This is a genomic window from Sphaerobacter sp., assembly GCF_019683595.1.
In the GTDB taxonomy this organism is placed as follows: domain Bacteria; phylum Chloroflexota; class Chloroflexia; order Thermomicrobiales; family Thermomicrobiaceae; genus Sphaerobacter.
Map to the genome: position 1 here is coordinate 1 of NZ_JADGHZ010000132.1, position 9698 is coordinate 9698.

The 9698-nt window shown below is 68.6% G+C and carries 10 protein-coding genes and 1 pseudogene; all 11 read right to left on the reverse strand.

Going from position 1 to position 9698, the window contains the following annotated elements:
• Window positions 1–230: pseudogene (locus tag IRZ30_RS12705) on the reverse strand (type III secretion system protein); the annotation flags it as partial.
• Entirely contained in the window at window positions 223–1296 is a 1074-nt protein-coding gene (fliG, locus tag IRZ30_RS12710; protein WP_294085664.1) for a flagellar motor switch protein FliG, read from the reverse strand. The pseudogene IRZ30_RS12705 and the gene fliG, both read right to left, overlap by 8 nt.
• Window positions 1297–1298: 2 nt before the next feature.
• Window positions 1299–2906: a flagellar basal-body MS-ring/collar protein FliF gene (gene fliF / locus IRZ30_RS12715; protein WP_294085665.1), complete on the reverse strand. Its 1608-nt coding sequence runs from the start codon at window positions 2904–2906 to the stop codon at window positions 1299–1301.
• Between the two features lie 76 nt (window positions 2907–2982).
• Window positions 2983–3285 (reverse strand): flagellar hook-basal body complex protein FliE, encoded by a 303-nt coding sequence (gene fliE, locus IRZ30_RS12720; RefSeq protein ID WP_294085666.1) that lies wholly within the window; start codon window positions 3283–3285, stop codon window positions 2983–2985.
• 34 nt (window positions 3286–3319) lie between these two features.
• Entirely contained in the window at window positions 3320–3784 is a 465-nt protein-coding gene (flgC, locus tag IRZ30_RS12725) for a flagellar basal body rod protein FlgC (protein WP_294085667.1), read from the reverse strand.
• A 308-nt stretch (window positions 3785–4092) separates the two neighbouring features.
• A complete protein-coding gene (locus tag IRZ30_RS12730; RefSeq protein ID WP_294085668.1) occupies window positions 4093–4749 on the reverse strand; it encodes a sortase in 657 nt (218 codons plus the stop codon).
• A 22-nt stretch (window positions 4750–4771) separates the two neighbouring features.
• Entirely contained in the window at window positions 4772–5155 is a 384-nt protein-coding gene (locus IRZ30_RS12735; RefSeq protein ID WP_294085669.1) for a flagellar protein FliT, read from the reverse strand.
• Window positions 5156–5168: 13 nt separating this feature from the next.
• Window positions 5169–5591, reverse strand: coding sequence for a flagellar export chaperone FliS (gene fliS, locus IRZ30_RS12740; protein WP_294085671.1), 423 nt, complete (start codon window positions 5589–5591; stop codon window positions 5169–5171).
• A gap of 60 nt (window positions 5592–5651) precedes the next feature.
• Window positions 5652–7658, reverse strand: coding sequence for a flagellar filament capping protein FliD (gene fliD, locus IRZ30_RS12745; RefSeq protein WP_294085674.1), 2007 nt, complete (start codon window positions 7656–7658; stop codon window positions 5652–5654).
• A 43-nt stretch (window positions 7659–7701) separates the two neighbouring features.
• A complete protein-coding gene (locus tag IRZ30_RS12750; RefSeq protein ID WP_294085676.1) occupies window positions 7702–8046 on the reverse strand; it encodes a flagellar protein FlaG in 345 nt (114 codons plus the stop codon).
• 257 nt (window positions 8047–8303) lie between these two features.
• Window positions 8304–9185, reverse strand: a complete 882-nt coding sequence (locus IRZ30_RS12755; protein WP_294085678.1) for a flagellin — start codon at window positions 9183–9185, stop codon at window positions 8304–8306.
• Window positions 9186–9698: the final 513 nt, after the last annotated feature.

The following is a 9698-nucleotide window of genomic DNA, read 5'->3' on the forward strand; positions in this document are numbered from 1 at the left end:
GCCAGCGCGGCGGCGCGCAGTTCCTCCATCAACCGCTCGCGCTGTTGTTCGGCCTCCCAGCGGATGGCGGCGGCCTGGGCCTCCGCCTCCGCGAGGATGGCTGCCGCGCGCTCCTCGGCTTCGGCCACGATCGCCTGGGCCTGCTCCTGGTCGTGGCGCGTCGGACGAGGCGTGAGGGGATAGACCTCGGCGGCCGGGATCCAACGTTTGATGATCCGGCTGTTAGCCAAGGAGCACCCCCTCCCCTCCGCGGTCGATCACGATCTCCTCGGCCTCCTCCAGGCGCCGGACGACGGTCACGATGCGCTGCTGGGCCTCCTCGACGTTGCGAATGCGGACCGGCCCGAGATACAAGATCTCTTCGCGCAGCATCTCCGCGGCGCGGGACGACATGTTGCTGAAGATCCGCTCGCGCAGGTCGTCCTTGGCCGCCTTGAGCGCCAGCGCCAGGTCGCGCATGTCGACATCGCGCAGCACCCGCTGGATCGACCGGTCGTCGAGCAGGCTGAGGTCGTCGAAGGTAAACATCATCTTGCGGACCTCTTCGGCCAGGTCCGGGTCGGTTTCCTCGAGGCGGTCGAGGATGTACTTCTCCGTGCCCCGGTCCACCGTGGACAGCACGGCCACGAGGTAGCTGGTACCGCCCACCCGGTGCGCATCCTGCGAGATGAGGGACGACAGACGGCGCCGCATGACCTCCTCGACCCGGGAGACGATCTCCGGCGGGGTGCGGTCCATCGTCGCGATGCGCCGGGCCACATCGGCCTGTAGCTCCTCGCCGAGGCTGGTCAGGATCCCGGCGGCCTGGACCGGCGGCAGGTGCGAGAGGATCAACGCGATCGTCTGCGGGTGCTCGTTCTGCAGGAAGCTGGCGAGCTGCTTGGCATCCGACTTCCGCAGGAAGGCGAACGGTGCCGGCGGATGGAGCTGAATGATGCGGTCGATCAGTTCGGCCGCCTTATCGGGCCCGAGCGCCAGACTCAACGCGTTCTTCGCGAACTCGACACCGCCGTGAGCGATGTAGTGCCGCGCCAGAGTCGACTCGTACGCCTCGGTGAGGACCTGCTCGGCCTCCTCGGGCGTCAGGCCGTCCAGCTCCGCGATCTTGAGCGTGAGCGTCTCGATCTCATGCTCGGTCATCGTCTGGAGCACCTTCGAGGACGCTTCCGGCCCGAGCGCCACCAGCAGCGCTGCCGCCTTGGTGACCCCCTTGAGCTGCCGGCGGCTGGCTGCGCTTGGGCTCACCAACCGAAGATTGGGCGCCTCGGTTGCGGGCGTGGCTGCGGTTGCTACCATCGTTACTGCTCCTCACTCATCCAGGCCCGCAGCAACTGGGCGACCTGTCCAGGGTCCGTGTTCGCCAGTTCGATCACTTGCAGGTGCGCCGGCAACTGCGGCAGTCCGCGATCGGTTGACTGTGACTGGTCCTCATCCTCCAGCGCTGGTGACGTCTCGCTGATCGAGATGCGCTGCGTCGCGAAGGCCGGCATCGGCGGCTCGGCGAGCGCGGGGCCGCCGGCCGTCGCCAGCGCCGGGGTCAGTTCGCCCGCATCGTCCGGCTTGACCAGGATCCGGCGGGCGAAGAAGAGCGCCACCAGCGGGATCGCAATCAGGCCCAGAACCTTGAGCGCGGTCAGCGCGTACTCGAGGATGGGCGTCCCACCATCTGGGATCAGATTCTGGTTACCGAGGTCGCTGAACGGCACCGCGGTCACCGTGATCGTGTCGCCCCGCTGCGGCACCAGCCCGGCAGCGGCGCTGATAACATCCTGGATCTCCTGCGCCACGGCCGGGTCGACCTGGCTACCGTCAAGCATCACCGCGACTGACAGGCGCTGCACCTGCCCCGGTGCCTGAACGACCTGTTCGACCCGCCGCGACAGTTCATAGTTGGTCGTGACCTCGCGGCTGCTCGACTCGGACTGGTTCCCCGTGCCCGGGGTTTCCGGATACGTCTGCACGTTCTCATCGACGCCCGGCACGCCGCCCGTCTCGGTCACCGTCCCGCTCGTGCGCTGCTCCCGCTCCTGCTGGCTGCGCACCTGCGGCTGCTGGCCGTCGGGCGAGTAGATCTCGCTCTGGCTGTTGCGCTCGTCCCAGTTCAGGGTCGCGCTGACGCGAACCACGGCGTGCCCCGGTCCGGCGATCGGGTTGACGAGTGCCTGGAGCTGTCGCTCCAGGTTCTGCTCGTACGCCTGCTGGAGCCGGAACCGCTCGTCGAGCCCGGAAAACTGGGAGCCGCCATCAGGGCCGGCCCAGATCGGGTTGCCGGCGTTGTCGATCACCGTGAGGTTCTCAGGCTTGAGGTTCGGGACCGCGCCGGAGACGAGGTGGGTGATGCCGCGGATCTGGGCGTCGGTCAACTGCCGGCCCGACTTGAGCTTGAGCACCACCGCAGCGGTCGTCGGCTGCTGTTCGTCAGTGAAGAGCGACTCCTCGGGGATGACGATGTGGACGCGCGCCGCCTCGACTGCGTCGATCTTGGCGATCGTCCGCTCTAGTTCGCCCTCGATGGCCCGCTGGTAGTTCACGCGCTGGGTGAAGTCGGTCAGGCCGAGCGAGGACTTGTCGAACAACTCGAAACCGTCGCTGCCGCCGCGGGGCAGGCCCTGGCTGGCGGCGTCGAGACGCACGGCCGCGACCTGGTCGGCCGGAACGCGGATGGTGCCGCCGTCGCTGCTGAGTTCGTAGGGGATCCCTTTCGCGCGCAGGTTCTCGACGATGGCCGCGGCATCCTCACCGCTCAGGCCGCTGAAGGCGATGCCGTAGCGCTGTGGCGGCCGGGTCGCGATGAGCAGGCCGAGGGCCATGACCGCGGTGATCAGGACCGCGATCACGGCCACCCGCTGGTTCATCGAGAGGCGGTTCCAAGCGTTGCGTAGGCGCTCGATCTGTGCGTTCACCATGGCGTGGTTACTTCCTCCGCCCGGTCGCCGGTCCCGGGGATGTCACCCCCTGCGGGGCGCCGTACCCGCCGGCGGGCTAGACCGGCATGGCCATGATTTCCTTGTATGCCTCGACTACCCGATTGCGGATCTGGATCGCCGTCTGGAGGCCGATCCCGGCCGCCTCCAGCGCGATCATCACCTCGTGCAGATCGACGTCTTCCCCTGCAGCCAGGCGCACGGCGAGGTCGTCGGCGAGATTGAGCGACTGGTTCAGGTCGCCGATTGCCTTTTCGATCATGTCGGTGAAGGACGCACCGCCTACCGGCTGGGTCGAACGCGGCTGGACGATTGCCGTGCTGGCGTCTACCGCTACCGGATTGATCGGTGGAACGTTCATCGTCTATCCTCTCCTGCCTCGTGCCCGACGCTCACTACCCGCGGCCGATCGTCAGCGCCCGGTTCGCCATCGCCTTGACGGCGTTGAGCACGGTGACGTTGGCTTCGTAGGCCCGGCTGGCGGCGAGCAGATCGGTCATCTCGGTGATCACGTCGATGTCGGGCCGCAGGACGAAGCCCTCCTCGTCGGCGTCGGGGTGGTCCGGCTCATAGACCCGGCGCACGGCATCCGGATCGGTTCGGATCGCGGTCACGGCGACGCCCTGGCCCGCGCTGCCCTCAGGATCGACGGGGGCCAGGATCCGCTGGAAACCGCCCGTGGTTGCCCGGGAGTCGGTTCCCGGCACCGCAGTGAAGACCACCTGCCGACGCCGGTAGGGGCCGCCTTCGGGCGTCCGGGTCGTGTCGACGTTGGCGATGTTGCTGGCGATGACGTCCATGCGCAGCCGCTGGGCCGTGAGGCCCGACATGCTGACTCGCATCGTCTCGAAGATGCTCATGGCCGTTCTCCGCGTCAGTCGATCAACCCGGTCGCCTCGCGAGGTGACATCCCATCCAGTTCGCACCGCCGATCTCGGGTAGCGGCAGCGCGGTCCCAGGGTCCGGGACCCTCGCCTGCCCCGGCGGGCAGCCGGTGCCGCGAGGCAACCGAGTGTACGTACATCGCCACTACTGTAGGTTTGGGAGGTGCGCGCCTGCATCCCCCAACGGTCTAAGTTCGCACTGGGGAAGAAAGTCCTTTAGACAGCCCGTTTCCTGGCACTAATGGGTGATCGGGTAGGGAAAGACGGCTGGTACGGCCCTCGTATCAGGAGGTCCAGGCGGTCGACGCGGCGATGGGACGGGCCACGACGACGACGCGGTGGTTGTAGACCCCGTCGGGGACGCAGGTGATGAGGGTCAGGCGCTCGAAGGGAACCTGAAGGAATACGCTGGTATCGGTTTCGGGGACGACCGTGACCGACTCGACGCGGTAAGTAAACGTCCCGGCGTCGCTCCGGAGGATGACCTCCTGGCCGGGCGCGGCCTGGAGGAGCGGGGCAAAGACCCCGGGGCCGTCATTGGTCACCACGTGGCCGGAGAGGACGATGTTGCCCGGCTCGCCGGGGTTGGCGGTGCCCAGGTGGTGCGCGGCGCTGTGGGCGGGGACCGGCCATTGCCACACACCGTCGAGCACGGCGGATGGTACCTGCTCCACAGGGACGGACATTCCCAAGGCTGGGATCTCAAGGCTTGTCGGTGGGGGCATGCGAAGGACGCTCTGGCTGATGCTCACCCAGCCGGAGGACAGATGACCGCTCGCCGGGGGGGCCTGCTGCCCGGGCGACTGCGCCACACGCGGGGTGCGTGTCGGTGCCGGGTCCATGAGCATCACCGAAGGCGTCTCGGCGGGTTTGCCGATGGTGATGGTCACCTGCGGGCTGCAGCCGCCCAGCGCGAACGCCGAGAGCACCACTCCGGCCACCAGCAGTCCTCGCCCCCGTGTCCTAGCCATAGCGACATACCAGATCGTACCGGGCGCCGCCGGCCCCGCGGCCATAGGCGCTCGCGGCGGCGCGGCCGCGACGGATCTCGGCCATCTCTCCGGCGAGCCGCTCCAGCTCGCGCCGGACGTGGACGACGACCTCATCGTCGGCGGCCTCGATCGCGGTGACAATAGCCGCGATGCGCTCGCGCGTCGCCTCCTCGTGGAGGTCGCCGGTGTCCGCAGCGCTCAGCGTGGCCGTCAGCTCATCTCGCCTGGCGGCGAGGTCGTTGACGGCATCCCAGTCCCCCGCGCGGGCGGCGTCGGCCTGCCGGCGAGCGAGCGCGAGGATACCCGCCAGTGTGGCGTCGATCGTGGTGGCAGGGGTGGTGGTCAGGTGTTCCATCGTCCGTCTCCCGCTACGCTGCGCCGCGCACACCGGCCAGAGCCGGCTGACCGGCCCGGGCTGCCCGGTACCGCCGTGCCAGCTCCTCCCACGTTTCCAGCAGCTCGGCCAGCATCCCCCGCACCTCGGCGGCCGGGGCGGCATCCTTGCGCAGGGTCGCCACGAGCAGCCGCCGCTGCATGTAGTCGTAGAGGCGGTGGAGGTTGTGGGCGAGTTCACCGGCGTCCAGGTTGAGGGTACCCATCAACTCCGCCACAATATTCTGGGTCTTCACCAGGAACTGGTGCGCCTGGGACGTGTCGCGCCGCTCCAGCGCGGCCTCGGCAACCTCGAGGTTCCGGATAGCGCCGCGATAGAGCATCAGCACGAGCTCGACCGGGTCGGCCGTCTCGGTGGCGATGCGCCGATACTGGTCGTAGGGGTTCATCATCGTCATTCCTCTCCCTGCCGTCGTTCCACGTCCCAATGCCGCTCCACGCGGCGGCAATCTCCGCCGCTACTTGATGCTTGAACCGGCCATCAGGCCCATCAGGTGACCCGCAAGCGCCTGGCTCTGCGCCTGCAATCGAGCCAGCGTCTGCTCAAGCTGCGAGAACTGGCGAATGAGGCTCTCCTCGCGCATGTCGAGGCGGTCTTGCAGCCGGCGGATCTGGTCGTCGAGTTGCTTGAGCTGTGCGTCGGCGCCGGTGTCCCGCAGCTTGAACACGCCGTTGTCGCTCAGCACCTCACGCAGGTAGCGATCGATCCCGCTCAGGATGCCCTCGGTGTTGCTCACGGCCAGCGTGCTGCTGGCGCCGGTCAAGGTGTCGGCCGCCCGGAGCGTGACCCCGGGAATCAGCGTGGTGTTCGTGCCACCCGGCGTGATCGTGCCGGTAGTCGTCGAGACGAGCTGCCCGGCGGCGTCGTAGAGGCGGGCGGTCAGGTTGCCGTTGCCGTCGGACTCGATCTCGTAGCGCCCGCCGGTCGGCAGGCCCCGCGGCTGCCCAACCACGCTCACAATGTCCCCCGCGGTCGTCAAACGCGCGCTCGGCTGGGCGGCGAAGAGCTCGAAGACCGCGTTCGGGTTCTCGGTGAGCGCCGCCCGGAGCTTGGCTTCGTCGAGTTGCAGGTTGTCGGTCGTGCCGACGGCGCTGCCGAACTTCCCAAAGCTGAGGCCGACCTGGCCCAGCAGCGTGTAGCTGCTGGCGAGACCCACGGCCACGCCGACGACCCGGTCACGCAGCGTGGTGGCGACCGAGAGCAACCCGGGATCTCCGCTGAGCAAGCCCGCCTGCTTCGTCGCCGCGTCGTACCCGGTCTGCGCGCGGATCGCGCCGAGCACCGAGTTGAACTGGTTGACGAACGTCTTGACCGCATTCACCGCGGCGTCGACGTCCGGCCCGACGGTGAGCGTGACCGGGTCGGCCGTGGTGCCGGTAAAGGTCAGCGTGACGCCCGGGATGGCGTCGCTAACCGTGTTGGTCGTGCTATAGCGCCAGGTCACGCCACCGTCGATGCTGTAAGCCGCGTTCGTGCCGAGCGTCTGCGCCGCCGGATCGGCGATCCCCAGGGCGCTGGCCAGCGTGCCGGTGTCGGACAGCGCAATCGTCAGACTGCCGGTCCGCTTGCTCTGCAGTTGGAACCGATCCGCCAGCGGGTCGTAGCTGGCGATCACCCCTGCGTCGGAGGCGTTGATGCGCGCGATCAGCGTGCTCAGGGAGTCGACGTCGGCGTCGTAGTCGATCGTGACCCCGTTGATGGTGAGCGTGCCCCGTCCCGAAACAGGGGTGGCCAAGCCCGCGTTCGACAACGCGGCCGTCGTGTTCACCGTTGTGAGGCTGGCCATGCCGGTGATCGAGTCGCCGTTGCGGGGGGCGGCCAGCACCTGGGTGATTGACAGAAAATTGGACGTATCCCCGGCCGACCCGAGCTGGAGCGCGCCGCCTGGCGTGTTGGCGCTGATCTGGAGTCGCGCGCGGCCGTCCACCGTGGTGATCGATGCGGTGACGCCGGCTCCGGAGGCGTTGATGCGCGCCAGCACGTCGTCCAGCGAGTCGACCTCAGGGTCGACGGCGATGCTGACGCCGTTGATCGAGAACGTCCCCGCGGTGATGGGAGCGCGCAGCCCGGCAGCGGCCAGCGGGGCGGCGGTGTCGATGTCGGCCGAGATTGGCGCGGTGCTGCGGGCCACGGTGCTGGTCGCGAGCTGTGAGACGAGGAGCGAGTAGGTGCCGGGCGTGGCGCTGGACGAGGCCGATGCGGTGATCGGGGCGTTGGGCGTCCCGATCTTGACCGTGTTCCCGTTCAGCGTCGTCGGGTTGAGCAGGTTGGCGACGGCTGTCTGCAGGGCCTGGACCTTGGCGGCGAGATCACGCCAGGCCGCCTGCTTTGCCCGGATCTGGCTCTGCTGCTGCTGGAGGGCGAGCAGTGGGCGGCGCTCCAGCGACATGATCTGTTCGATCAGATCGCTGGTCTGCAATCCTGAGATCAACCCGTCGACCCGAAACCCACCGCTGACGCTCATCCCGTGTCTCCCTGTTCCCGGGGCCTAGCCGTGCTTCCGAACCCTATCGGCTGAGCTGCTCCAACTGCCGCAGCACGTCGTGCAGCGCGCGCGGCGGCACCTGGCGGATCACCTCATCGGTGGCGCTGTCCACCACCTGCACGACGACGCGGTTGCTCCCCTGCTCGCGCAGGAACCGCAGGTAGACGGTCGGCGGCAGCTTGCTCAGCGTCATCCCGCCGACGCTCAGCTCGACGATGTCGCTCGGGGCGCCAGGGATGAGTGCCGGCCGCCCGGCCGAGCGCGGGCCGTGCGTGATCTGAGCCGGCCGGATGGGATAGGGAAAGCTCGTGACATCCCGTGCGGGGGATTCAGTGACCGCGTCGACAGGACCAACTCGATTCGCCATGGTGCCTCCTTCCCGGTGAGGGGTGACGATGTGGGCCAGCATGCCCCTCCTTGATAGAGATCATCGGCAGGGTAGGGGGTGAACTTTAGGGGCGCAAAGGTCGCGACCGCGGTTCACTGCCGAGGCTGGTGCGGATCAGCGTGCGTCTCGGTGGAGGCGGCGCCGGTGACCATAGATCGGGGGGGGCACCAAGAGAAACGGAACGGGACCGGCTCGCGAGCCGGTCCCGCCCGGGAAGGTTGCCGTGCGTCCGAAGGCTAGCGCAGGAGCGAGAGCACCATCTGTGGCGCCTGGTTGGCCTGCGCCAGGACGGCCGTACCCGCCTGCTGGAGGATCTGAGCGCGGGTCATCGCCACGACCTCCTCCGCCATGTCGGCGTCGCGGATGCGCGACTCGGAGGCGGACAGGTTCTCCACCGCCACGTTCAGGTTGTTGATGGTGTGCTCCAGCCGGTTCTGGTAGGCACCGAGGCCGGAGCGGATATCGGACACGTCCTTGACGGCCTGCGCGACCGAGTCCACCACGTCCCGGAAGGCCTGCGCTACGCCGGTGCCACCCGTGATCGCAGCCCCCAGGGCGGTTACCGCGGCATCGAGGCTGGCGGGACCGGTGCCGCCGGCGTTGCCGATATCGGTGGCGCTGATCCCCTGGACGGTGATGCTCAGGCGCTCCGCGGCCGAGGTTCCGGCGCCGATCTGCAGTTCCACGGTCACGCCGGCGCCGCCGCCGTTGAAGAGCTTGATGCCGTTGAAGTCGGTGGTGTTGGCGATGCGGTTGATCTCCTCCACCAACTGCTGCATCTCTGCTTCGATGGCCTTCTGGTCGTCCGTGGCCAGCGTGCCGTTGGCGCCCTGGAGCGCGAGCTCATTCATGCGCTGGAGGATGCCGTGAACTTCGTTGAGCGCGCCCTCAGCGGTCTGGACGAGCGAGATACCGTCCTGCGCGTTGCGCACGGCCTGGCGCAGGCCACGGATCTCGACCCGCATCTTCTCGCTGATGCTCAGGCCGGCCGCGTCGTCTGCCGCGCGGTTGATGCGCAGGCCGCTGGAGAGGCGCTCAATCGCCTTCTGCATGCTGAGCGCGGACATCCCCAGGTTGCGCTGGGCGTTCAATGCGGCGGTGTTGGTATTGATACGCATGGGTCTGGCCTCCTTTGCCTTTTCTCCGACCGTCGCCTCCCTGCGACGGTGTCCGCTTACCGTCTCCGATCGCCTGCTGCGATCGGCTGCGACCGTCCGGCGTCGCTCCCGGTTGACCTTTCTTTGCCCCCGTCGGGGCGGACCTCCTCTCTGTTAGGGATCATCGGCAGAGGGTGGCGAAGACTTGAGGGGTAGCCGGCACTCGTTTCCTCGAACGCGGAGCCGGGCATTGCGGAGCCGATTGCAGCTCGAGCCATCGCCTTGGTATGGCACAGCATCAGCCCCACGCCGGGGTGGGTTCCGCGCCGACGTTGGGACGACAGATGGGTGGTGTGACGGATCCGGCGCCGCGGCATGTGCCCGGGGCTGAAGCCGCCGGGCTGACAAGAAAAGCCGGCTGCAGCCGGCTCTTTGGAGTGCGGCGGCCCGAGCCGCCGCTGTGGTATCGCGCGGCCCCCGCCGCGCCCCGGGGGGGGGCCCCGGCCCGCGGCCGGGGCCCGCGGGGGGGGCGCC